Source organism: Alphaproteobacteria bacterium (assembly GCA_037200005.1).
In the GTDB taxonomy this organism is placed as follows: Bacteria; Pseudomonadota; Alphaproteobacteria; order UBA9219; family RFNS01; genus JBBCGY01.
Genome location: JBBCGY010000001.1, coordinates 695548 through 718140, shown reverse-complemented (window position 1 = coordinate 718140; position 22593 = coordinate 695548). Strand labels below are relative to the sequence as shown.

Genomic DNA, 22593 nt, shown 5'->3' with positions numbered 1-22593 from the left:
ATCTACCTCACCTCGCATTTATAGTCTTTGCGCTTGGCGCCGGAGCAGAAATCCTTCGCCTCGTCCTGATCCTTGAAGCCGTAAACATAGACGACGAATTGCGGCAAATCGCTATCCGTCAATTCGGTCGCGGCATTGACGATCGGGCGACGAGGCAGATAGCGGGACAGTCTTTCCTGCATCGAAGCCGCGGAAGCCGATGCCATGATTCCGGTCGGATAAGGGCCGAGCACGGCACGCAGCACTGGCGGCGGCGACTTGGCGATGGACGGCGCAGCCGGGGGAGCAGCTGGCACCGCTGGAGCAACCGGAGCGACGGCTGCCGCAGGCGCGGCAAGGACGGTTTTCAGCGCGGAAGGGGTCGGCGGCGGGGGAATGTCTACCGTTCGGGAAGGCGCGGGCAAAATTGCCGCGGCCACAAGAGGTGGCGGCGGCGGAACCGCTGCGATGACGGGAACTACGGGCGCGGGTTTCGGTTCGGGAGCAGGAAGAGATTTAGGCGCGGCGGCAGTTTTGACTGGCGCGGGAACGGCATGTTTTCCAAGATTAGAAACCGACGTGCCCTGGGAAACGGATTTCGGCGGCGGCACGGGTTTTTCGTCCTCTTCCTCTTCATCGTCCTCCTGCTGCGCTGGTGGGATGGAGGCGGCGGAAACGGGGGCTGGAGCGGGCGCGGGAGCCGGACGCGCCGCCGGGACGGGAGCGGCCCGGACAATCCGCTGTTTCTGGCGGAGTTCGGCCATGATGCGCTCGGCTTCGGCCGGGCCGAGATCGCGGCGCAGCAGCGCCGAAGCCTTGCCGTCCTGTCCGGTCATGACATAAGCGAGAGCGAGATTTTGCCGGAGATTAGGCGTCGCCTTGAGCGCGTCTGCCGCGGGAGAAAGCTGCGCGATGGCCGCCTGATAATCCCCGGTCATGATCAGCGACAGCCCCAGATTATTGAGCGCCATCATATTGCCGGAGTCGCGCTGCAATGCGCGGCGATATTGTTCCTGCGCCGCCTTATGCTCGCCGGTCTGGTCGAGCGCGACGCCGAGTCCGTTCAAGGCTTTTGCATCGCCGCCGTCGCGCGATAAAATCGCGCGATACTGCTCGATAGCCGTCGAATATTGCTTCTGCGCCATCAAGAGGCGCGCGTAGCCGCGCCGCGCTTCCATGTCGCTGCCGCTGTTTTTGATGGCTTCAAGATAATACCGGTCGGCTTCTTCGGTCATGCCTTTTTGCTCGTAAAGCGAGGCCATGCCTATATAAGCTTTCGCGTCGCCGGGCGACAAAGCGATAGCGCGCTGGTAAAATTCCGCCGCCATCCCCAAATCGCCCTGCTCGCGCATTTTGTCGGCGAGGCGCACGACGGCGCCGCGGTCAAGCGGAACCTCCTCTTGCGCCTGGGACTGCTGCTCCCCCTGGACGCATCCGCCGAGCAGCGCGGCAACAAGCAAGGCGGAGCATAAGGATCGGCGCATGATGATCGTCCTGTAAAGGAGAAAAACCGGAATCAATCATAACTGAGGATCGATACATTAACAATTCCTTAGCCTATTTTCTGCTCTTCTAGGGGGCGTGACCGAATCCCATCCCGCCTCTATCAGCCCCCATGATTTGCCGCGCCTCATTGAGCGGATGCACCGGCGTTATCTCGACGTCGTGCGCCTGGAAATGGCGCGAATCGACGTGCATGACATCTCACCTGTTCAGGTGATGATGCTCAGCAATATCGGACTTGAGGAAATATCGGTGCGCGACCTGATCGAGCGCGGCTATTATCTCGGCTCCAACGCCTCCTATAACCTCAAGCAGCTGGTCGAATGCGGCTATGTCGCGCGCCAGGCCGCCACCCGCGATAAACGGCTGGCGAGGCTCAAGCTTTCCGACAAGGGCAAGCGGGTCTTGGAGCATCTGCAGAAATTCGACGCATCGCTGGCCGAACCCATGCTGCGCGCCGGGGTGGATTTGACCGAATTCGAGTCATCCTACCGCCTACTGCGCAAGCTGGAGCGCCGATGGACCGACGCGATCCGCTATACCGGCGAGCAGGACGAAGGATTAGATTAATTTTTGGCGGGCTGATTCACGTTCTCGCTGCGCTCGAACGATCAGGCCACGATTAGAACCATTCTAAAAACTTCTTGGCAAATATCCTTTCCTGGCCTATAACCATGCTGCGCCGCAATCAGGCGGCATGGCCTATAGCAGGAGCTTCTTCATGTTGACGATCGGCGACAAATTTCCTTCCTTCAATATGACCTCGGTGATCAGCACCGATCCCAAAACCGCCTTCAAGGACGTGACCAACGACAGCTATAAGGGCAAGTGGCTGGTCGCCTTCTTCTGGCCGAAGGATTTCACTTTCGTCTGCCCGACCGAGATCGCCGCCTTCGGCAAGCTCGACAAGGATTTCACCGACCGCGGCGCGCAGCTGCTCGGCATCTCGGTGGACAGCGAATTCGTGCATCTCGCCTGGCGCAACAACCATCCCGATCTCAAGAACCTGACCTTCCCGATGCTGTCGGACATCAAGCGTGAACTGAGCGCGGAACTCGGCGTTCTCGACAAGAATGTCGGCGTGTCGATGCGCGCGACCTTCATCGTCGATCCGGACGGCATCATCCGCTTCGTCGACGTGACCGACCTCAGCGTCGGCCGCAACACCCAGGAAGTGCTGCGCGTTCTCGACGCGCTGCAAACCGACGAGCTTTGCCCCTGCAACTGGCAGAAGGGCCAGGACACGCTCAACGCGGCCTGATTCAGAAAACAAGGCGGGGGATGAAGAAGCTCTTTGTCCCCCGTTGCCTTCCCCGCCTTCCCTCCCCTGCCTTCTGTCGCTTGAGTCCCATGTCCATCGAAACCATCAAATCGCTTCTCCCGGATTACGCCAAGGATACGCGGCTCAATCTCGGCTCGTTCGGCACGATCACCAGCCTGACGCCGCAGCAATTATGGGGCACGGCGGTGGCGAGCGCGGCGGCCTGCCGCAACGCCCAGCTTTTGCAAGCCGTCATCGCCGAAGCCGCGCCGCACCTTTCGGCGGAAGCCGTCACGGCGGCCAAGCTCGCCGCCTCGATCATGGGCATGAACAATATCTATTACCGCTTCACGCATCTGGTCGGCAACGAAACCTACCGCACCATGCCCGCCCGCCTGCGCATGAGCGGCATCGCCAATCCCGGCGTCGACAAGCTCGATTTCGAGTTATGGGCGCTCGCGGTCTCGGCGATCAATGGCTGCGGCATGTGCATGGAAGCGCATGAGCGTGAAGTTCTAGGCAAGGGTGCCAGCGCCGAAATGGTGCAGGACGCCGTCCGCATCGCCGCCATCATGCATGCCGCGGCGGTGACGCTGGAGATTGAGCAGATTTAGCGTCCCTTAGCCCGATCCACCGAACTGATCGCCGCGCTGGCGCGCAAGGCCGCGATGATGAGCGTCAGGTGCTTCACGTCGCGCACTTCGACATCGACCAGGATGTCGAAGAAATCCACCGTGCGGTTGACGATCTTGAAATTGATGATATTGCCGCCCGCCTTGCCGATGATCGTGGTCATCGCGCTCAGGCTGTTCGGCTGGTTGAAGATCACCACCGTGAGCCGCCCGACCATCTGCGCTTCCTTGCCGTGACCGTCGTCCCACGCCACGTCGATCCAACGTTCCGGCATGCCCGCGAAGCTTTCCAATGTCTCGCAGTCGGAGGTATGAACCGTCACGCCCTTGCCGGTGGTGACGATGCCGACGATGGGATCGCCCGGTATCGGATGGCAGCAGCCCGCATAATGCACCGCCATGCCGGGGATCAGGCCGCGCAATGTCAGCGGCTGGTCGCCATGGGCTCTGGCATCCTTCCATTTCGTGCGCGACGCGACCCTGATGGGATCGGCGCGCTCGGCCTGCTGTTTCGCCTTGTGGCCCGGCACTGCCGAAGTCAGAATGTCGCGCACCGGCTGCAGCGACGCGCCGACATTGGCGTAGAGATCTTCGACGGTCTGCGCCTGGAATTTCTTGAGAATGGGATCGAGCAGCTTTTCGCTGAAATCCAGCCCCTCCTGCTTGAAGGCGCGCTCGATCATGCCCTTGCCGAGCGCGACATATTCCGTGCGCTGCTGGGTACGGACGAATTTCCTGATCCGCGCCCGCGCCTTGCCGGTGACGACGAACCGCTCCCATTGCGGCGACGGCAATGAACCCTTTTGCGTGACGATATCGACCTGATCGCCGTTATGCAGCGCGGTGCGCAGCGGCACCATGCGGCCATTGACCTTGGACCCGACGCAGGTATCGCCGAGCTGGCTATGCACCGCATAGGCGAAATCGACCGGCGTCGCGCCGCGCGGCAGCGCGATCAAATCGCCCTTGGGCGAGAAGCAGAAAACCTGGTCGCGGAACAGTTCGAGCTTGGTGTGTTCGAGAAATTCTTCGGGCTTCTGCGCCTGTTCGAGAATATCGACCAGCTCGCGCAGCCAGCGATACTGCTTGCCTTCGTTGCGCTGGGCGTCGGATTTGTAGGCCCAGTGGGCGGCGACGCCGAGTTCGGCGACCTCATGCATCTGCTGCGTCCTGATCTGCACCTCGATGCGCTGGCGCTCGGGGCCGATGATGCTGGTATGCAGGCTTTGATAATGGTTGGGCTTGGGCGTCGAGATATAATCCTTGAAACGCCCCGGCACCACCGGATAGCGGCTGTGGATCACGCCCAGCGACTGATAGCACTGCTCGACATTCTCGACGACGACGCGGAACGCCATGATGTCGGAAAGCTGCTCGAAGGTGACGTTCTTGCGCTGCATCTTGCGCCAGATCGAGTAAGGGGTTTTCTCGCGCCCGGAGATCGACGCCTGGATGCCGCCCTGCTTGAGCGCCGATTTCAGTTCGGCGATGATCTTGCTGACGACGTCGCCGCCCTCGCTGCGCAGATAGCCGAGCCGTGCGATGATCCCGGCGCGGGCGTCGGTGTTCAGTTCGGCGAAGGCCAGATCCTCGAGCTCGTCCTGCATCTGCTCGATGCCGATGCGCTCGGCGAGCGGCGCGTAGATTTCCATCGTCTCGCGCGCGATGCGGCGGCGCTTTTCCGGATCGGGCAGATGATGCAGCGTCCGCATATTGTGCAGCCGGTCGGCAAGCTTGACCAGCAGCACGCGGATATCTTCCGACATCGCGAGAACCAGCTTGCGGAAATTCTCCGCCTGCTTGGCCTGATCGTTCTGGAACTCGATGCGCGACAGCTTGGTCACGCCGTCGACCAGCTTGGCGATCTCGGGGCCGAATTTTTTCTGGATTTCTTCGAGCGAGGCCAGCGTGTCTTCCACCGTGTCGTGGAGCAGCGCGGTGGCGATCGTCGCCGTGTCCATCTTCATGTCGGTGAGGATGCCCGCGACTTCGAGCGGGTGGGAGAAATACGGATCGCCCGAAGCCCTGGTCTGCGTGCCATGCGCCTTCATCGCGAAGACGTAAGCGCGGTTGAGCAAATCCTCGTCGATTTTCGGGTCGTAAGCCTTGACCCGCTCGACCAGCTCATACTGCCGCATCAAGCGCGCGGGACGCTTCGGCTTGGCGGCGGGATGCACCTCTTCCGTTACGGCAGGCGGCGCGGCGGTGTGGTCGTCAGGAGGCATGGGTCATGGGTCGATGTTTATTTGCCGGAGATTATACATCATAATGGCAAAATCCTTTACAATTATTGATAGCCGGACCCCTTCATGAACCCCGACGCGCCGTTGCTCAAATGTCCGGCCAGCATTCCGGCGGCCCCTATACGGCTCGCGCTGCTGCAGGAGCAGAACGCGCCCGCCCTCCATGCGCTGACCAACGACCCGGCCATTGCCGGTATCATCTCTTTCCTTTCCTATCCGGTCGAACGGCGGGTCATCGATGATTGGATCGGAAGAAACGCGGGCGATCAAGACCGCGTTTACGGCATTTTTTCCGGCGATGTTCTGATGGGGCAATTGGGCGTCCATCTGACCGCCGATCCCGAAGAGATCGAAATCGGCTATTGGATCGGAACCGCTTTCTGGGGCCGGGGAGCCGCGAGCCGGGCCGTAGCCGCCGTGACAGGAATGCTTGCGGACGCCCTGCCGGATCATACGATCATCGCGGAATGCCTGCCCGGCAACCATGCCTCCTTGCGCGTTCTGGAAAAATCCGGCTTCCGCGCCGCGCCCAAACCCGGCCATCGCCCGAACCGGATCAAACTGGTCTACAGACCCTAGAGATCGCGGCCTGCGGGTTCCAGGCACCGGATAAGCCTCAAATACATGTCGTTGATGGGCGTGGGGATATTCGATTCCCGGCCCAGCGCCTGTACTTTGCCGCTCAGCATCCCGATCTCGGTCTCCCGCCCGGCCTCGACATCCTGATACATCGAGGTTTTGCCTGTGGGCGATGAAATGCCATCCAGGAGCCTGCACCACTCATCAATATTGGCATCGTCAAGAGGAATGCCTTTTGCCCTCGCAATGCCGACGACTTCGCGCATTCCATCAAGCATCAGCGTCCGCGCTTCTCCAGGCCGCTGAAACACGCCATAGGGCGCGCGCAGGATCGCCGACAGCGGATTGATGCCGACATTGACCATGAATTTCCACCATATCGTCTTGATCATATCTTCCGGAACTTCGTGGGCGATGCCCGCCTCCGAGAACAGACCCCTGACGAACCCAACCTGTTCGGACTCAGGAATGTTTCTGGCTTCGCCGAACATAAGCTTGCCGGTTATCTGCGCCGTAATGGAATGTCCGGCGCGAACCGCGCTAATCCCGACGCAGATTCCATAAAGAACATGATGACTCGGATAAACCGCGCGAATTCTTTCCTCGCTATCGACGCCATTCATAAGGGAAAGAATGATCGTCTCCGGGCCGAGCGCCGATCCCATCTCTTGTATCGCATCGTCCAGATGCCGGTCCTTGACCGCCACGATCAAAAGATCGACAGCTTCGCCAGCGGAGTCCGTATCGATGGTTTTGAATTCATAGTGCCGACCGTTGACATCAAGCCCATGCCCGCGCAACCGGGCAAGCCGCTCGCCCCGCGCCAGCATGCGCACCGAATCCGGCGCGACCCGGTGGAATTGGCCCGCATAAAAGCCGCCGATGGCTCCGGCGCCGATGATGCCGATGGTGCTGTCTTTTAACCGCTTCATAGCCGCTTCAAAATGCTCTCCGCCGCCACGCGGCCCTCGCGGATGGCGTAGTTGGTGCCGCGGTCTTCGGGATAGATTTGCGCCATCGTATAGATTTGCACGTTGTCGAAGGGCGTATCCTGGCCCGGCACATAGGCCGAGTAGTTCCGCTCGGTCACTGGCTGGGCATATTCGGCGCGCCAGATATGGAAATCGACGATCCAGGAACGGTCGAGATCGGGGAACATGCGCTGCAGATGCTCGAGCGCCATGGAGAGATATTTTTCGTCATCGTAATTCCAGATCGGGTCCTCGACGGCGATATAGCGCGAAATAAAGACGATCCGGTTACCGCCGTAATTTTCCGGCAGATCGAAATTGGTGTGCTCGATCACGCCGACGAACGGAAAGCCGGGATCATTGACATTCAGCCAGTAAGTCTCGGACAGGCTCTTCTTCAACTGGAGCACGAGACAGATGTTCCCGAGATATTTCACCCGGCGCAGTTTTTGCAGCCATGCCGGATCGGCCACACCTTCAAACATGTCGGCAATGATCGGAAAAGCCGGCGTGAACAGGAATTGCCTGCCTCGCGCCGCGCCCTGCGGCGTCGCAAGCGAGACAATTTGGCGGGCCTGCGCCTCGACGCCCGTCACCGGCGCGTTATAGCGTATCTCGCCGCCCGCCTTGACGACCTCCTCGGCCATCGCATCGGCCAGTTTCCCGAAGCCGCCTTTGAAATAAGCCAGCTGCTCGCCGCCCTTTTTGTCGCGCGTGCTGCCGCGCAAAACCAGCTTCTTCCAAAACCAGACGGCGTTGATGGCTTCGGCGTAGACCGAGAATTTGGCGTCGATCAGCGGCTGCCATACCACCTTATAGACATTCTTTCCGCATAGCGGCTCCAGCCATTCGCGGATGCTGAGATGCTCGATGGTTTTTCCAGTCCTTCACCATGCGCACCAGGAACACCAGCAGGCCGAGGCGGATGCGGTCGATGAAAGGCAGCGGCGTAAAGCGCAGCAGATCGAGCGGCGTCGAGAGCTTCCAGTGGCGCTTGTTGAAATACATCCCGGTGCGCGAGGGCAGCGTGACGATCTGATCCTCGACGCCCAGCTCCCTGGCGAGGCTCGGCACATATTCGTCGTTGTTGAACCAGTGGTGATAGAATTTCTCGATCGTCACGCCGTTGCGGAACTGGAACGTGCCCGCGAGGCCGCCCGGCGTCGCGTCCTTTTCGAGAACCAGCACCTTCTTTCCGGCGCGCGCGAGGCGCAGCGCCGCCGTAAGGCCGGTAAAGCCCGCGCCCACGATCACGGCGTCGAAAACATTCTGAATGTCTGTTTGGGATGTCATGCTTCTATCACGATGCTGGAATTAGGCGCCAACGGGAGCGGGCGCGCGTTTGAACAATTGCGGATGGGTAAGAATCGCCGCCGCGCCCGCCAGCGTCGTCGGCACCCACAAACTTAAATGCGCCAGGATGGCAAAGCTCGCGCCCTGCGCGGAACTGCCTCCGATCATCGCGATTCCGGAAAAGGCGGCAAGATGGAAAGGGCCGACATAGCCGGGCGACGATGGCACCAAAGTCGACAGGGTCGTGATCGCCATGATCATCAGCGCGGCAACCGGGCCTGCGTCGAGATTGAGTCCCACCATCAAGGCGTAAAAGAGCCCGGCCTCGCCTGCCCAGACCAGCAAGGACAACAGCAAGACCTGCGCCAGCGAGCGCGGATGGGACATCGCGCCCAACCCCTCGATGATTTCCTGGCCGACATCGAGCGCTTTCGCTATACGAGCCTGCTCGCGGGCGGACGCCATCAGGGACAGGCGCGCGATCAGCGAAGCGACGGGGCGATGAAAAATCACGATGCCCGCTATCGACATTCCCGCGAGAATGGCAAGCGGCGGAAGCGTTTCCTTCAGCCAGTCCGGCAGATGAAGCTCCGGGCTTAAGGCCATGCCAAGGCCGAGGCATACCAGCAGACTGACGAGATCGATCAGCCGCTCCAGCATCATGCTGGCGGTGGCGGTCGTGCGGCGCACCCCGATGGCCAGCGGGAAGACAAGCGCGCGGATGACGTCCCCCGGCGCGGAACGGCAGCACATTATTGAGCGCAATCGAGCCGAGAAACGGCGCGGCGCATTGCCCGGTCGCGATATCCGCGCCGCCCGCGCGCAGCATCAGCGTCCAGCGCCGGACGCGCATGCCATAGTCGAAAGCCAGCGCCGCCAGGCCGAGAAACAGAAACTGCCACCTGAATTGCAGAAGCGCGCTCTTAAGCTCATTCAGGTCTATGCGGTAAAAAATAAAAGCAAGGCAGCCAATGGAGATGGCGATGCCGACGGATTGCTGAAGCCAGCGTCCGCGCCGCCTCTTATCGGTTCCTGGAACGCCGGTCATTTCCAGACGCACCAGGGCGCATCGCCTTTTTCCCATAGTTTTTCGAGCGCGCGCTTGTCGCGCAGCGTGTCGCAGGGCTGCCAGAAGCCGCGATGATGGAATGCCGCGAGCTTGCCGTCCTTGGCCAGCCTGGCCAGCGGTTCCTGCTCCCAGGATGTGCGGTCGCCCTCGATATAATTGATGACATCGGGCTCAAGGACGAAAAATCCGCCATTGATCCAGCCGATCTCGTTGCTGGGCTTCTCCTCGAAACTCATCACATGGTTGCTGGGGTCGATATTGAGCACGCCGAAACGCCCCGGCGGCTGCACGGCGGCGACGGTCGCCGATCTACCGTGTTTTTTGTGGAACGCGATCTCCGCGGTAATGTCGATGTCGGACAGCCCGTCGCCGTAGGTCAGGCAGAAAGTTTCCTTGCCGAGATGCGCCGCCGCCCGCTTCAGCCGCCCGCCGGTCATGGTTTCCTCGCCGGTATCGATCAGCGTGACCGTCCAGTCTTCGGCCTGGGAATTGATGACGCGATGCTCGCCGGATTTCAGATCGATCGCGAGGTCGGCTGTATGGCGATAGTAATTAAAAAAGAATTCCTTGATGACATAACCTTTATAGCCGAGGCAGATCACGAAATCCTTGATGCCGTGATGGCTATAGCTTTTCATGATGTGCCACAGCAGCGGCCTGCCGCCGACCTCGACCATGGGCTTGGGCCTCTGGTCGGATTCCTCGGCGATGCGCGTGCCGAGACCGCCTGCGAGTATGACTGCTTTCATAGTTTCAGTTCTTCGGGCTGGAAATTGAGGCTTTGCTCGATGATGGCCACCGGCTCGGCGCGCAAGATAACGTATATGCGGAGAAGATACTCGCCGAGAATGCCCAGCAGCAGCGACTGGAATCCGATCCCGAACAGCATCAGAATATGAATGCTGGCAAGTCCCTGCGGCAAATCGGGCTCCAGCATCTTCAGCACCACGTAATAAAGCGTGCCGAGCACGCTTAAGCTCACCAGAAACGCTCCGGCGTAAGTCGCGAGCCGCAAAGGCACGACGGAATGATTGAAAACCCCGGCCAGCCCCAGGCTCACCAGCTGGAAAAGGCTGAATTTGCTTTGTCCCGCCACGCGGGCGCTGCGCTCATAGGGCACGCCGGTCTGCCGGAAGCCCATGCCCGCGATCATGCCGCGCAGATAGGGATTGGACGAACGGTATTTTTTGAGCGCCTCGATAACCTTGCGGTCGATCAGCCGGAAGTCGCCCGCGTCCTGGGGAATGGGATATTCGCCGATCTTGTCGATAATCCAGTAGCCGATTTTCCGAAGGGCGGTTAAGGCGCGCCCCTCCCGGCGCTTGCGGCGCACCCCATAGACGACATGATAGCCCTGCCGCCAAAGGTCGAAAAACTTCTCCAGCATTTCCGGAGGGTCCTGAAGGTCGGCATCAATCTGCATGACCGCGCTGCCGGACGTATGGAAGTAATTCGCCAGGATCGAGCGCTGGAACCCGAAATTCTTTGAAAAACGTATCGCCCGGACACGGGCATCGTCAACCGCCAGCGCGCCGAGCTTCTGCCACGTCGCGTCATCCGAATGGTTGTCGGTAAAAATGAATTCCAGGCGGCAGCGGTCGGCCATCTTTTCCGACAGCTTGACCAGCCTGTCATATAGCGCGTCGAGATTATCCGCTTCGTTAAGAACGGGAATCGTTATGGAAATCAGCGGCAGTTCGGCGGGAACGGAATTCGACACCGGAGACGGCAGATCAGCGGCTTGATAGGGGGCAAGAATATCTTTCATCGGCATGGGCATACTCGTCTTAGCCTTTCCTTTTCAATGCCGCAACGGCCTCGTCAATGCCGCGCTCCAGCGTCCATGCCGGTTTCCAGCCGCAATGCTTCTCAAGAGCGGAGGAATCACCGACTAGATAGGGTAAATCATCGGGCCGCATCGGCATAGCGCCAAAATCTAGCATTTCCTCTCCCATCCCCAGGCTCCTGGCGACCAGGCGGGAGAAATCGGCCACGCTGCATTCCCGCCCCGTCGCGACATTATACGCGCCGCTGGGCATGCGCTGTTCGGCTAAAGCCTCAAGCGCCGCCCATAGCGCCGCGCAAATATCGTCCACATACACGAAATCCCGGATTTGGGCGCCCGGCGAAAGCGGCACTCGATTACCGGACGACAAATGCCGGAAAAGCGCAGGCAACAGCCGGTGCGGCGCTTCGCCGGGACCGAAGGCGTTAAAAAGCCGCAGCACGCCGACGCCGATTCCCGCCGTCGCGCCATGCGCGAGCGCGAGAATACCCCCCGCCGCTTTCGTCGCGCCGTACAGCTTGGAGGTCTCCAGAGGATCGTCTTCCCGAAGCCCTCGCGGCTCGGCAAGCTGGCGATATTCGGCGCTGCTTCCCGCCATCACGAAAGCCCTGGAGCCACAGGACGCGGCGATAGAAACCAGGGAACCCGGCAGCACGCTATTGATCGCCGTCAGGGTTTCGGGATTGCGGTCGGCGGGATGCACGCCCGCCGCCGCCAGATGAACCACGCCGTCGAACCGCTTATCCTTCAGGGCCGCGCCAACGGATTCAAGCGTGAGATCCGGCAGGATGATATTCTCGACACCCCGGTCCGCATCGACAGGATGACGGCCAAGCGCCAGAATAGATTCCACGCCTTGCCGTTTCAGCAAGAGCAGAAATCGCGAGCCGATAAAGCCGCGCGCGCCGGTCAAAAGAATCCGCAAAGCTTTACCTCTATATCCCTTCGAAATTCTCGCTTAAAAAGGGAATAGCATCGTCATGCTCCGATATTTCCGCGACCGGCAACGGCCATTGAATGGAAAAAAGCGGATCGCTGTAGCGCACCGATCTCTCGCATTCTTTATTATACGCCGCCGTTGTCATGTAAATAACCTCGGTCTCGTCTTCGAGCGACTGGAACCCATGGGCGAAACCTTCCGGCACATAGACCGCGAGATTGTTTGCGCGCGAGATTTCCGTCGTCTGCGTCTTGAGGAAAGTTTCCGAACCTTTGCGCAGATCGATCATCACGTCGAAAACACGGCCCCGGATACAGCGCACCACTTTCGCCTCCAGCGCGGGGGCCGTTTGATAACGAAGCCCTCTTATCGTGCCTTGACGCGCCGTAAAAGAATGATTGATATGCTTAAGCGGCTTGGACAGCCCCATCTCTTGCATCATCGTATCGCTGCAGAAAATGCGCGTGAATTGCCCGCGGTTGTCGGAAAACCCCCTGCACTCGATAAGTTTCGCATCTTTCAGCGCATGAGAATGAATTTTCATGACGACCCTCCCGGAGTCCCTTGGCCCTAACGCATCTATCCGATCTTCCGAACGCCCTCCGCTATAGGATCCGCGATTCCGGCCGGCGCGGGCACGCCTTGCATTAAACCGGCGCGCCATGTTTCGATTTGGCCGAGGGTAAGATCGTGAGTGCTTTTCGGGTCTTTATAATAACCCTTATACCATGCGGCGGTTTCGGCAATCATCCGGCGCGTGTCCCATGCCGGATTCCATCCCAGAACCTCGCGAGCAAGGGAACTGTCGAGAGCCAGCGTTTGCGCCTCGGCCAGAGGATTTTCCATGAATTCAAGCTTCGGAGCCTTCCATATTTGTCCGATAATCTCCAGAACTTGGCGAACGCTATAAGCCTGCGGATCGAGCGGCCCAAGATTCCAAGCTCTTGCATGGCGCTCCGGCGCTTGCAGCAATCCCGCCATCAGCATGATATAGCCCTGCACCAGCGCAAGCACATGCTGCCAAGGGCGCGTCGCTTGCGGATAACGCAGGGTCAATTTGCCGTCATTAATCACGGCGCGCACATAATCGGGTATGAGCCGGTCTTCGGACCAGTCGCCGCCACCGATGATATTGCCGCCGCGCGCGGTGGCGATCGCAAGACCCGATCCGTCCGTCTTGCCGAACGAGGCGGCATAGCTGTCGATGACCATTTCCGCCGCAGCCTTGGAGGCGCTGTAGGGATCCTTACCGCCTAAAGGATCGCTCTCCCGAAAAGATTTCGACTCTTCATTATTTTTGTAGACCTTATCCGTCGTGATGCAGACGGCAGCCTTGACCGAAGGTGTCAATCGCGCCGCTTCCAGAACATGGGCCGTGCCGATGGCGTTGACGAGAAACGTCGCGACCGGCTCGCGGTAAGATCGGCGCACCAGAGGCTGCGCCGCCAGATGCAAAACGATTTCCGGCTGAAAATCACCCATCGTCTTGGCGACAAGACCGGCATCGCAGATATCGCCCATGACGGACTGCATGCCTTCACTTAGTCCGAGCGCGTCATAAAGGGCAGGATTTGTCGCAGGCCGCAATGCCAGCCCTGCAACCTCCGCGCCGATCGATTTCAGCCATAGGCACGCCCAGCCGCCGGTAAAACCGGTATGTCCGGTGACAAATATTCTCCGCCCGGCCAGCGGGCGTTCGAAATCAAGCAAAGACGGAAAAAGCGGCATTACAAATCCAGCAAAAGGGTTGTACCCCTCCTTCTATCACCGGCCAGCGCGCCGGTCAGCCGTTTTTTTACGATCCGTAACGCAGGGCCGGCGGCCGCGATACAGCTCCGTCCGAAGCGGGTCGTATGGGCATGATGCCGGATTCGAAGCCCGCATCCACAGTCCGCAACGCCAGAGATTCGCGAATGCTTTCGATCCTCCGGCGCAGCGAAGCCGGCAAAGGGAGATCCTCCTTATAGCCGCGATGAGAGGCATTGCCGACTTCGGCGTTATAATGCGTGGTTTCGGTCCTGATCTGGAATTCCATCATTTTTCCGCGCAGGCTCGCTGGCGGCTCCACGCCATCCGCCGTTTCGCATGGCGTGCCGACATGATGCAGCGCCTGGTAAGGCTTGGATGTCCTGGGATCGTCTTTCTTGAAATAGTTCCGGGTATGCTCGTCATCAAAAATAAAGCGCTGCTTCAAAATTTCTGCGATCAGGCGGCAATCCGCCGGATCGTTGCCGGGCACGATGATGCGAAAACCGAGAAAATCGGTCATTTTTTCGATAGGAATTGCCTTGCGCGTCATTTTCCCGGCAATGGCGCCCGGCTGCTTGAGCCGTCCCTGCACTTCGACATCCGGTCCGGCGCCTTCCCTGATAAGCTTTTCGATATACTGGGTCCCCTCGCTGATAATCCGCTCTCCATTTTCATAAAAGCCGGATCCCATGCGCGCCTCAACCTGCTGGATGATTTCATGCCGGGCGTTCGGGGCGCGCCGCTGGAAGATAGAATCCTGGATCGCATCATGAGCCTGAGACCAGCCGATATCCGCGGCAAGCGGCATATCGAGCCTCTCGGCGGCAGTCAAAAGAGCCTCTTGTTCCGCGCTTCCCGCGCGGGGAAGTATTTGGAGACGCCGCATGGTCGCGGCAATTCTGATCGGCGCCACGCTCTCGCTCGGCAGGGACAAAACCGTTTCCTGTATATTCCTTAATAGAAGGAGCGAAACTTCATTTCCGGCAGTCTGGCGTGAAAGTTGCCCCGCGCGCGCAACCTGTCCGGCAATATCGAGCGCCGTATCGATGGCATCCGACCGTTCAAGGGATAAGCCGCCTGCAGCCGCCGTCAGATTCGCGCGAAGCCGCCGTCCGATTTCATCCGCCGTTTCCGGCCTGCGGGCGACGATTTGCTCGAACAGCGCGGCAACCGTGCTTTCGGCCCGCGTCGGCGTGCGGGGATCGAGATCGAGCGCGGCCACGCCGATGGCGATCTCCCGCGGATGAACCGGCAGCGCGTCGCTCCGATGTCCCGCGTCGAACATTTCAGAAGCAAGACGCGCCGCGGCGCGCACCAATTCAAGATCGGCGCCTTGATCCCGGCAAACGTCAAATAACCGGCCCACGGATGCGCCGCCGCTCAGACCGGTAATTTCAAGAATTGCCGCGTGGGGAAAGTAAGGGTGAAGCGGATCGGAGCGGAAAGGATAAGCGTGAGATTCTTCCCGGCCGGACATTGGTCACATACCCTGTCCAGGACTTGCCGTTTTTTTCTTATATCGCGCCGAATCCCGCGGCATGCTTCCTCATACAAACAACCGGTTGATTATACGCCGTCCGTATTGGCGTCTTCAAAAGCGGCGTCGCCTTCGGCTGCTTTGGCGGCTTCAACTTCGCCTTCCGCTTCCTCGTCGAATTCACCGAATTCCTCGGCGGCTTCGTCTTCGTCCTTGCCGGTAACCCACTGCTGCTGTTCGCCGACCATGAGTTCGACCACTTCTTCTTCCGGACGATCCGGTTCGATGCGCCGCTGCAAGCCCTTGACCAGGGATTCCTGCAGGCCATCAAGATCGAGCTTCCGCTCTGCGATCTCGCGCAAAGCAACCACCGGATTTTTATCGCGGTCGCGATCGACCTGCAGCACCGCGCCCGAAGCAATGGCGCGAGCGCGCTCGCCTGCTACCATGACAAGGTCGAAACGGTTGGGGACTTGCACGATGCAATCTTCGACAGTAACGCGCGCCATAATCTAAACCTCTGGTGAAATCGCTGACGAGGGAGAACCAAATAGGACAAACTTCTTAACCATTGAAGTTTTTGCACAAGCGGACATGCTAGCCGGAATGCAGGAAAAATGTAAAGCTTTTTTGACTCATGCGCTTTCAAAAAGCCGATTATTCCGACATGGAAGAATTCGGCGATTGTTTCGCCTGCATGTTTTGGGTACGAGTCGCTTGCTTGTTCCATCCGAATTGGATATTTTGATTCGACTTGGATGGAATTGGTATTCTAGTCCGTGTCATTGATTACGAGAGGTCTTATGATTTTCTATAAAGAAGAACGGATGGCGGTCTTTATCGACGGCGCCAACCTTTATGCTGCCGCACGCGGTCTTGGCTTCGACATCGACTATCGTCGCTTGCTCGAACTTTTCGCCAACAAGGGCCGTCTGGTGCGCGCCTTCTATTACACCGCGCTGGTCGAAAACGAAGAATACTCGCCGATCCGTCCGCTCGTGGATTGGCTGGATTATAATGGTTACACGATGGTGACCAAGCCCACCAAGGAATTCACCGATGCCTTCGGCCGCCGCAAGATCAAGGGCAACATGGATATCGAGCTTGCCATCGATGTCATGGAAATGTCCGACCGGGTCGAGCATATCGTCATCTTCTCCGGCGACGGCGATTTCCGCCGCCTGGTCGAAGCAGTGCAGCGCAAGGGCGTCCGGGTCAGCGTCGTCAGCACGATGCGCTCGCAGCCGCCGATGGTCGCCGACGAATTGCGCCGCCAGGCCGACAACTTCATCGAATTGCAGGATCTCGCGGCGATGATTTCGCGCAGCCGCGACGCAGGCCAGCAAGGAAGCCCGCCGCAACAGCAGCAACAGCCTTCTTCAGCGCCGTCAGGCCCGCCGCTCAAGGAAGTGGCACAAAATCTGGCCACCGCGCGCCAGGAAATGGAAGAAGAAGTCGCTTAAGGCAGAAGACGGATGTCAGATGTCGGATGACAGGGATGTTTCTTGTCATCCGGCCATGATTTTCGAGTCTGGCCGCCCGTTCACAATGCTTCCGATGACTGAATTGCCATGCAAGGACATAGGATCATAGCTTTCGCGGCAAGTGCTGCCATTGCGATCACAGCCTGTTCATATAAACCACTGCGGGATGTGGTGATGGAGCGGTTTCCGCTCGGCCCGCCGCTGTTCGCGCCGCGTCGTATGCCGCCCATGCCTCTCAAGCTAATACCATGCCACGAGAACAACCCCTCGCCGTCCTGATTCAGATTTCCGACTTCTGTCCCCGGCGCAGCCGGGCCTTATCCCGCTCCCAATCTTTTTCCTTGAGCGCGGCGCGCTTGTCGCCCTTATTCCGTCCCTTGGCCAGCCCCAACTCGACTTTGGCCTTGCCGCGCGCGTTGAAGAAAAGCGCCAGCGGCACGATGGTCATGCCTTCCCTGCGCACCCCGCCGAGAAGCTTGTCGATCTCGCGTTGATGCAACAATAAAAGGCGGGGACGGCGGGTTTCGTGCTGGAGATGCAGTCCCGCCTGCGCATACTCAGGTATGTAGGCGTTGAAAAGGTGGATTTCTCCGCCCTTGTCGCCCGCGAAAGCCTCCTGAATGCTGGCCTGGCCGAGTCGCAGCGATTTGACCTCGGTGCCGGTCAGCACGATCCCGGCCTCGTAACGCGCCAGAATCTCATACTCATGCAAAGCGCGCCGATTCTGCGCCACGCTTTTCTGGGCTTTTAACCTTTCGGCCTTGCTGCCGCTCATCTTCTTCAGCCCCTGCTCATATCCGCCCCATTTGCTTTTTGGGCATCGCTTCCACGCTATATAACACAATGAAAAATCATGTCTTACATACATTTAGAGCGAGATATTTCGAAATTCGAACCATTCCAGTTCAACACTACTTTGGAAACAACCTATTGTTTTCATTGGCAAAAAGACCCGTTCATTTACCTGTCGTTAAGGGCTGTCGGGTAATGTCGTTAGTGGAGCGATGAGTTCCTATTTTAAACATGGAGGATTAAATGCGTAACATTATGAATCGTTTTATGCGCAATGAAGACGGCGCAACGGCGATCGAATACGGCCTGATCGCGGCCTTGATCGCGGTGGCGATTGTCGCCGTGCTGCTGACCCTCGGCCCGCAATTGTCGACGACCTTCACGAAAGTCTCAACCAATCTCGCGACGGCCAACGCCAAGGCGCCGTAAGAGTTTCGTCTACTATCTCTTCTCGCCCGCTGCTTATGGCGGCGGGCGCCAGAACCCCACCCGCCGTCCTGCGGCGGGTGGGGAAATCTAAAAGTAGGGGGAAAACATGAATACGCTGATCAAACGTTTTATGCATGACGAGGAAGGCGCAACGGCGATTGAATACGGCCTGATCGCGGCGCTGATCGCGGTCGCGATTGTCGCCGTGCTGCTGACCCTTGGTCCGGAATTGTCGACGACCTTCACGAAAGTCTCAGGCAATCTGGCGACGGCCAACGCGAAGGCGCCGTAACCGCTACCTCTTCTCGCCCGCCGCCTATGGTGGCGGCGCGCCAGAACCCCACTCGCCGTCCTGCGGCGGGTGGGGAACTGTTTCAGGCCCTTCTGTTTCAGTCCTTCTTTCCTCCATCCCGCAAGCATCACCATGGCAGCGAAGAAAAGAATGCGCAAAGCGGGAGCGAGCCTTACCAGGCGGCCGGCCATGCCGCCAAATTTGGCGAGCGAAGGCGGCTATTCCTGGATCGTCCTCGCGGACAAGGGGGCTCTCGACGCCGAGCAACGGGCCATGAACACCGCCGTCACCCAAAACGACGACGGCGCCAGCCCGGCGCAGTATTTCTCGCTTCGAGACAAATCCGGCACGCCCCATGTCATCGTCGAAGTGCGCGACCATGGCCTCGCGGAATGCTACGGCCGCAACGATAAGCGCTATCCGGGGCGGGACCATGTCCCCTCTATCAAGGCTCTTATCCAGCAGCATGACTGGTTCGTCGGTATCGCGGCCCAGCATTGCGAAATTATTTCCGTCACCGATCCCCGTCGCGGCGGCAAGAATTACGACGCGCTTCACCCGCCGCCCCGGATGACCGTCCCGGACTCGCTCGATCTCTTCAGATGCCACCGCGTTACCGATCTGCCCAGAGATTATTTAAGCGTGGACGGCTCTCTCGACATCCGGGGGACGCAGATCAAGCGCCTGCCGCGAAAAATGCGCGTGGAAGATTATATCTCCACCGACATCGGACTCTTTCAGAGCGTCAAGGAAGCCCGCGCCGCCTTTGCCGCCAAATATCCCGAACAGCAGCCCTCGCCCAGGCCGCCGAGCGCCAATAAATCCGCGCGCAAACCAAAAAAACATCACCTCTAAAAGCCGCTGGTCAAAATAGCGGCAATCCCTTAGTCTCCCGCCTGCGGGACCCGTAGCTCAGCTGGATAGAGCGCTGCCCTCCGAAGGCAGAGGTCGGAAGTTCGAATCTTCTCGGGTCCGCCACTCAGTTCTCATCTCATGCCGGTTTGCCGAAATCACCCCGATTTCGCCGCCTATCCGCGGCGTTTTTCTGAAAAGCAGGGACTGCAGAGAGAGGGGTATGGGCTTTCCTGGCGCCGGAAGGCCGGATTCTCTCTGCGGGCGGTTTTGGGAGTCCGCAGTTTTGAAGAAATTGGCATGTGCTTCAATTTACACTATAACTCATAATATGTCGTCATTGCCGTCGCATATGCTCGAGATGCCTGATGAATTGCAGCAAGCGTCTAAATGGTGGACGTGGGCGACTTACCACATGCGGTCTGCTCCTGGAATAGCGATAATCTGTGTAGTTCTGCTACTGTTGGGGTGGTGGAACTGGCCTGATATTCGGGAACGGCCCGGCGTTTCAATTCTCGTAGAGCAGTTGACAAAAGGGCCTCAGCATATATCGGGGACCTCATCAGAAAAGAAAGATATAGATACTCAGCCTATTAATAATTCCAGCCCTGAAGATGCGGCTTTCTATTTTGCGCCCGGCAGCGAAACCAAAAATTTTCAGGCGCCCAACGCAGAAATATACGGATACAATAAGGGTGCTTATTTCGGGGGCAAATCAGAGAATACGAATTTTGAAGGAGCAAAAGTATATAAACAACCTCTTCCTATAGCCCCTGCTCTGCCAGCGCCCCCTAATCCAATATCTCCTTTCGAGCGTCCGTCCGGTATATTGCGAAAGCAGAAAAGTTCTGTGATTCATATTGAAGAGGGGGCAGAGACCTCATTTGATGTTGATGAAATTACTGCTCATGGCTTCGATGCTGTCATGGAACAACACGGCGTTCTCCAAGACAGTTCGATCAACAAGCTTAAAGCTGAGAGCGCCCCCATATCTCCTGGCCGTAATTACGCCGTAATAAAGAACCTGCGCGTTAAGCGTACAGAGCCTAGGCCCATAACGTCTGGCCCCTTTGAAATTCGACCACTGGGAGACTGGACCCTAACCGATGTAGGAAATTATAAACGTCTTCTTGGGGTAAGTACAAAAACGCCGATCCAAGGAATGAGAATTGGCATTAAGCCAGAAACGCTTATTTCTATAACCATACTCGATAATATCAGAAAGCTCTCAAATGAAGAAAAAGCAGATGGCGGGAAAATGACATTTATTCCGCCTACTCAGAATACACCAATGCAGAATGTACCCCAGAATTTCCAGATTGAGTTAATTGCCAAACAACCAACCAAGGAACCCGGGCTCAATTTTTATTATTGGCCTTAGAAGCAATGACTAATAATGGTTCGCTCGGAACTGCGCGCACCGCCACTCATGCCCCCGCCAAAACCTTCCTGAACGTCAGTGACACACGCCGTCCGCGCGCGAAGAAGGCACCGTTCCATTTGTCACTCTTGCGGGCGGCTATGGCATGGGTCCAGCGATAGCGGGCCTCGCCGGAAAGGATGAGCAGGCTTCGCGGCTCCAATAGCAGGGATGTTTTTTGGCCTGTGTCGGACCGGGCAAAATTCATCACACACGGGCTGCCGAGACTCAAAGAGGTGATCGTTTCTGCAAAGCAGGGCACACAATCGATATGCGGCGCGATGCCTTGGCCGGGCTGGTATTCGTTCACAATGACCTGATCCGGAACCGTCGGGAAAGTACCGTTACGGTGAAGGCGCGCGGCATAATCCGCCAGCCAGTCCGGCAGCGGGCCGAGATACAGGTCTTGCGTCACGGCCCGCGCCTTGTAGTCGTACCGATAGCCGTAATGCTGCACCCTGCGCTTCAGATCGCTAAGCCAGGGCTGCGCATCGACGGAATCCAGCAGGGCCGCCTCTTCCGCGCCGGTGATGAAATCCGGCAAATGTGAAAGGCCGGGAATCACGTCAGGCTTTCGGCCTAAAAACCCAGGTTGCAAATTCGTCATGGTCGTCCAGAGCGCTGCCGGGCTGATGTGTCATAGTGTGATGATAGCCTTGGAAGTTATCCGGATCAAACGCATAGGATTCTGGCGGCAGAAACCCGGAAAGCTTTGCCGCCTCTTCGAATTGGAAAGCGCCGCGGTAATGCGGGCTATCAACTGCCGAAATTAGGACTTTCCCTCTCTTTTCCAATTGCCGCGCAGCACTCCTGAGGAAATCTCTCACCAGAATAAAGTTCGGGTTATGCCCTTCGGCCGGCTCTCTGCTTCCCGTATGAGGAAACTGGAAAATAATGCTGTCGAATTTCGATCCTTCGAAGATGGACGACAATCTCGTTGCATCGACGTGATGAAGAACCAGGGCGCCAAGGCTGCGAAGCCTCTTTGCATTCTCCTTCGCCTCGTCCGACAACTCCGAGGACACTTCATAAGTGCTGGACGTCAGGCGCAGCGGATTGATGCGGGCATCTTTAGCCAGACTCAGCGTGAAACTGAGATTGCCCTCGCCGACGAGCAATGTTTTCCCGGCCGCGATCTGCCCAATAAAATCAAATTTCTCTGCCTTATGGCGCAATAACCATGGCTCATTGGTTTGAAGAGCCGCCCTGGCCATTTTCTGCAAGTAGAGGTGCTTCGCTCTCGGAGAATAATACGACCAGAATATGGGGCAGCGTGGCGCAGGAAGCGGGCGCCTGAGTTGCAGCAAACTGCGCACTTTCTTCAGAGGATTCGAAATCTTTTCTGATTGCGAAGGGTATAACGGTTCGGCGTATTTGCGGCCCGGAACGATATCAGACCGAGTTCTGCGCAGGCGAGTATTATCACGCCCTGCACCATAAATGTGCTGCTGCATGCCATGTTCCTTGTATGTCTGAGAGTTGATTTGGGCACAAAAAAGCCGCCGCCCGGACTTCCGAGCGCGCGGCTTCTAAAGATTGTCAATAATTCATCTGCCTCGCGATGTCAAGGAAATTTCCCTTGCAGAGAAAACTTTGCTGTTTTATATCCCATTTGGCCAGGACATTCCTTGCATGCATGATTCTGTTCACTGTTCCTGCCAAAAAATTCCCTGTATTTTCCCTGTTAGCAGGGTATTGTGGCTGATGACGGTTCGCGCGGAACTGCGCGCACCGCCACTTAGTTATCAAGGGGATAGTTTTTTAGAACTATCCCCTCTGTGTTACATCTGAAACATATCGGGCTTCTTTAAATTTTAGACACTTACAGCCCAACGTAGATAA

At 58.2% G+C, this 22593-nt stretch carries 23 protein-coding genes, 1 tRNA gene and 1 pseudogene; 10 read left to right on the top strand and 15 right to left on the bottom strand.

Annotated elements, in window-relative coordinates:
- Positions 1–2: 2 nt before the first annotated feature.
- Positions 3–1463, bottom strand: a complete 1461-nt coding sequence (locus tag WDO70_03630) for a tetratricopeptide repeat protein (GenBank protein ID MEJ0062298.1) — start codon at positions 1461–1463, stop codon at positions 3–5.
- Between the two features lie 97 nt (positions 1464–1560).
- Here WDO70_03630 and WDO70_03625 point away from each other — a divergent pair, with 97 nt between their 5' ends.
- The 3 genes from WDO70_03625 to WDO70_03615 all read left to right on the top strand — a co-directional run bounded on the left by WDO70_03625 (position 1561) and on the right by WDO70_03615 (position 3357).
- Positions 1561–2052, top strand: a complete 492-nt coding sequence (locus WDO70_03625; GenBank protein ID MEJ0062297.1) for a MarR family transcriptional regulator — start codon at positions 1561–1563, stop codon at positions 2050–2052.
- Between the two features lie 151 nt (positions 2053–2203).
- Positions 2204–2743 carry a peroxiredoxin gene (locus tag WDO70_03620; GenBank protein ID MEJ0062296.1) on the top strand — a complete coding sequence of 180 codons (540 nt, stop codon included), beginning with the start codon at positions 2204–2206 and terminating at the stop codon, positions 2741–2743.
- Between the two features lie 89 nt (positions 2744–2832).
- Positions 2833–3357: a carboxymuconolactone decarboxylase family protein gene (locus WDO70_03615; GenBank protein ID MEJ0062295.1), complete on the top strand. Its 525-nt coding sequence runs from the start codon at positions 2833–2835 to the stop codon at positions 3355–3357.
- Here WDO70_03615 and WDO70_03610 read toward each other — a convergent pair.
- Positions 3354–5516: a bifunctional (p)ppGpp synthetase/guanosine-3',5'-bis(diphosphate) 3'-pyrophosphohydrolase gene (locus tag WDO70_03610; protein ID MEJ0062294.1), complete on the bottom strand. Its 2163-nt coding sequence runs from the start codon at positions 5514–5516 to the stop codon at positions 3354–3356. The genes WDO70_03615 and WDO70_03610 overlap by 4 nt on opposite strands.
- A gap of 168 nt (positions 5517–5684) precedes the next feature.
- On the opposite strand from WDO70_03610, the gene WDO70_03605 reads away from it, so the two are divergent.
- A complete protein-coding gene (locus tag WDO70_03605; GenBank protein ID MEJ0062293.1) occupies positions 5685–6197 on the top strand; it encodes a GNAT family N-acetyltransferase in 513 nt (170 codons plus the stop codon).
- Here WDO70_03605 and WDO70_03600 read toward each other — a convergent pair.
- From WDO70_03600 to rpoZ, 10 genes and pseudogenes are all read right to left on the bottom strand, one after another.
- On the bottom strand, positions 6194–7129 hold the full coding sequence (locus WDO70_03600; protein MEJ0062292.1) for a 2-dehydropantoate 2-reductase: 936 nt from the start codon (positions 7127–7129) through the stop codon (positions 6194–6196). The two genes, WDO70_03605 and WDO70_03600, sit on opposite strands and share 4 nt — an antisense overlap.
- A pseudogene (locus tag WDO70_03595) lies at positions 7126–8461 on the bottom strand (NAD(P)/FAD-dependent oxidoreductase). The gene WDO70_03600 and the pseudogene WDO70_03595 overlap by 4 nt, the downstream one beginning before the upstream one ends.
- A gap of 21 nt (positions 8462–8482) precedes the next feature.
- Positions 8483–9214, bottom strand: coding sequence for a lysylphosphatidylglycerol synthase transmembrane domain-containing protein (locus tag WDO70_03590; protein ID MEJ0062291.1), 732 nt, complete (start codon positions 9212–9214; stop codon positions 8483–8485).
- A gap of 291 nt (positions 9215–9505) precedes the next feature.
- Positions 9506–10279, bottom strand: coding sequence for a glucose-1-phosphate cytidylyltransferase (gene rfbF, locus WDO70_03585; protein ID MEJ0062290.1), 774 nt, complete (start codon positions 10277–10279; stop codon positions 9506–9508).
- Complete coding sequence (locus WDO70_03580; GenBank protein ID MEJ0062289.1) at positions 10276–11298, bottom strand: glycosyltransferase family 2 protein; 1023 nt, start codon at positions 11296–11298, stop codon at positions 10276–10278. The genes rfbF and WDO70_03580 overlap by 4 nt, the downstream gene beginning before the upstream one ends.
- Before the next feature lie 19 nt (positions 11299–11317).
- Positions 11318–12241, bottom strand: a complete 924-nt coding sequence (locus tag WDO70_03575; GenBank protein ID MEJ0062288.1) for an NAD(P)-dependent oxidoreductase — start codon at positions 12239–12241, stop codon at positions 11318–11320.
- 10 nt (positions 12242–12251) lie between these two features.
- Positions 12252–12800 carry a dTDP-4-dehydrorhamnose 3,5-epimerase family protein gene (locus WDO70_03570; GenBank protein ID MEJ0062287.1) on the bottom strand — a complete coding sequence of 183 codons (549 nt, stop codon included), beginning with the start codon at positions 12798–12800 and terminating at the stop codon, positions 12252–12254.
- Positions 12801–12835: 35 nt separating this feature from the next.
- On the bottom strand, positions 12836–13984 hold the full coding sequence (gene rfbG / locus WDO70_03565; protein ID MEJ0062286.1) for a CDP-glucose 4,6-dehydratase: 1149 nt from the start codon (positions 13982–13984) through the stop codon (positions 12836–12838).
- 67 nt (positions 13985–14051) lie between these two features.
- Positions 14052–15482 carry a hypothetical protein gene (locus tag WDO70_03560; GenBank protein ID MEJ0062285.1) on the bottom strand — a complete coding sequence of 477 codons (1431 nt, stop codon included), beginning with the start codon at positions 15480–15482 and terminating at the stop codon, positions 14052–14054.
- An 89-nt stretch (positions 15483–15571) separates the two neighbouring features.
- Positions 15572–15991, bottom strand: a complete 420-nt coding sequence (gene rpoZ / locus WDO70_03555; GenBank protein ID MEJ0062284.1) for a DNA-directed RNA polymerase subunit omega — start codon at positions 15989–15991, stop codon at positions 15572–15574.
- A 294-nt stretch (positions 15992–16285) separates the two neighbouring features.
- Here rpoZ and WDO70_03550 point away from each other — a divergent pair, with 294 nt between their 5' ends.
- Complete coding sequence (locus WDO70_03550) at positions 16286–16945, top strand: NYN domain-containing protein (GenBank protein MEJ0062283.1); 660 nt, start codon at positions 16286–16288, stop codon at positions 16943–16945.
- A gap of 301 nt (positions 16946–17246) precedes the next feature.
- Here the strand turns inward: WDO70_03550 and smpB are convergent, their stop codons facing one another.
- On the bottom strand, positions 17247–17741 hold the full coding sequence (smpB, locus tag WDO70_03545) for an SsrA-binding protein SmpB (GenBank protein ID MEJ0062282.1): 495 nt from the start codon (positions 17739–17741) through the stop codon (positions 17247–17249).
- Between the two features lie 272 nt (positions 17742–18013).
- Between smpB and WDO70_03540 the strand changes: the two genes are divergently transcribed.
- The 5 genes from WDO70_03540 to WDO70_03520 all read left to right on the top strand — a co-directional run bounded on the left by WDO70_03540 (position 18014) and on the right by WDO70_03520 (position 20712).
- Entirely contained in the window at positions 18014–18187 is a 174-nt protein-coding gene (locus WDO70_03540) for a Flp family type IVb pilin (protein MEJ0062281.1), read from the top strand.
- Positions 18188–18293: 106 nt separating this feature from the next.
- Positions 18294–18479, top strand: a complete 186-nt coding sequence (locus WDO70_03535; GenBank protein ID MEJ0062280.1) for a Flp family type IVb pilin — start codon at positions 18294–18296, stop codon at positions 18477–18479.
- A 189-nt stretch (positions 18480–18668) separates the two neighbouring features.
- Complete coding sequence (locus WDO70_03530; GenBank protein MEJ0062279.1) at positions 18669–19334, top strand: hypothetical protein; 666 nt, start codon at positions 18669–18671, stop codon at positions 19332–19334.
- A gap of 46 nt (positions 19335–19380) precedes the next feature.
- Positions 19381–19457: transfer RNA gene (locus WDO70_03525), tRNA-Arg, on the top strand.
- 235 nt (positions 19458–19692) lie between these two features.
- The gene (locus WDO70_03520; GenBank protein MEJ0062278.1) at positions 19693–20712 is read left to right on the top strand and encodes a hypothetical protein; all 1020 of its coding nucleotides are present in this window, start codon (positions 19693–19695) and stop codon (positions 20710–20712) included.
- A 46-nt stretch (positions 20713–20758) separates the two neighbouring features.
- Here the strand turns inward: WDO70_03520 and WDO70_03515 are convergent, their stop codons facing one another.
- Positions 20759–21316, bottom strand: a complete 558-nt coding sequence (locus tag WDO70_03515) for an alpha-ketoglutarate-dependent dioxygenase AlkB (GenBank protein MEJ0062277.1) — start codon at positions 21314–21316, stop codon at positions 20759–20761.
- A gap of 1 nt (position 21317) precedes the next feature.
- Positions 21318–22205, bottom strand: a complete 888-nt coding sequence (locus WDO70_03510; protein MEJ0062276.1) for a class I SAM-dependent methyltransferase — start codon at positions 22203–22205, stop codon at positions 21318–21320.
- Positions 22206–22593: the final 388 nt, after the last annotated feature.

Bases quoted from the DNA above. Each gene is read 5' to 3' on its own strand.
- WDO70_03530 (MEJ0062279.1), top strand. From the start codon at position 18,669: ATGCCGCCAAATTTGGCGAGCGAAGGCGGCTATTCCTGGATCGTCCTC.
- WDO70_03620 (MEJ0062296.1), top strand. From the start codon at position 2,204: ATGTTGACGATCGGCGACAAATTTCCTTCCTTCAATATGACCTCGGTG.
- WDO70_03580 (MEJ0062289.1), bottom strand. From the start codon at position 11,298: ATGAAAGATATTCTTGCCCCCTATCAAGCCGCTGATCTGCCGTCTCCG.
- WDO70_03570 (MEJ0062287.1), bottom strand. From the start codon at position 12,800: ATGAAAATTCATTCTCATGCGCTGAAAGATGCGAAACTTATCGAGTGC.
- WDO70_03510 (MEJ0062276.1), bottom strand. From the start codon at position 22,205: ATGCAGCAGCACATTTATGGTGCAGGGCGTGATAATACTCGCCTGCGC.
- WDO70_03590 (MEJ0062291.1), bottom strand. From the start codon at position 9,214: ATGTGCTGCCGTTCCGCGCCGGGGGACGTCATCCGCGCGCTTGTCTTC.
- rfbF (MEJ0062290.1), bottom strand. From the start codon at position 10,279: ATGAAAGCAGTCATACTCGCAGGCGGTCTCGGCACGCGCATCGCCGAG.
- smpB (MEJ0062282.1), bottom strand. From the start codon at position 17,741: ATGAGCGGCAGCAAGGCCGAAAGGTTAAAAGCCCAGAAAAGCGTGGCG.
- WDO70_03615 (MEJ0062295.1), top strand. From the start codon at position 2,833: ATGTCCATCGAAACCATCAAATCGCTTCTCCCGGATTACGCCAAGGAT.
- rpoZ (MEJ0062284.1), bottom strand. From the start codon at position 15,991: ATGGCGCGCGTTACTGTCGAAGATTGCATCGTGCAAGTCCCCAACCGT.
- WDO70_03630 (MEJ0062298.1), bottom strand. From the start codon at position 1,463: ATGCGCCGATCCTTATGCTCCGCCTTGCTTGTTGCCGCGCTGCTCGGC.
- WDO70_03535 (MEJ0062280.1), top strand. From the start codon at position 18,294: ATGAATACGCTGATCAAACGTTTTATGCATGACGAGGAAGGCGCAACG.
- rfbG (MEJ0062286.1), bottom strand. From the start codon at position 13,984: ATGCCGCTTTTTCCGTCTTTGCTTGATTTCGAACGCCCGCTGGCCGGG.
- WDO70_03540 (MEJ0062281.1), top strand. From the start codon at position 18,014: ATGAATCGTTTTATGCGCAATGAAGACGGCGCAACGGCGATCGAATAC.
- WDO70_03520 (MEJ0062278.1), top strand. From the start codon at position 19,693: ATGCCTGATGAATTGCAGCAAGCGTCTAAATGGTGGACGTGGGCGACT.
- WDO70_03550 (MEJ0062283.1), top strand. From the start codon at position 16,286: ATGATTTTCTATAAAGAAGAACGGATGGCGGTCTTTATCGACGGCGCC.
- WDO70_03600 (MEJ0062292.1), bottom strand. From the start codon at position 7,129: ATGAAGCGGTTAAAAGACAGCACCATCGGCATCATCGGCGCCGGAGCC.
- WDO70_03560 (MEJ0062285.1), bottom strand. From the start codon at position 15,482: ATGTCCGGCCGGGAAGAATCTCACGCTTATCCTTTCCGCTCCGATCCG.
- WDO70_03605 (MEJ0062293.1), top strand. From the start codon at position 5,685: ATGAACCCCGACGCGCCGTTGCTCAAATGTCCGGCCAGCATTCCGGCG.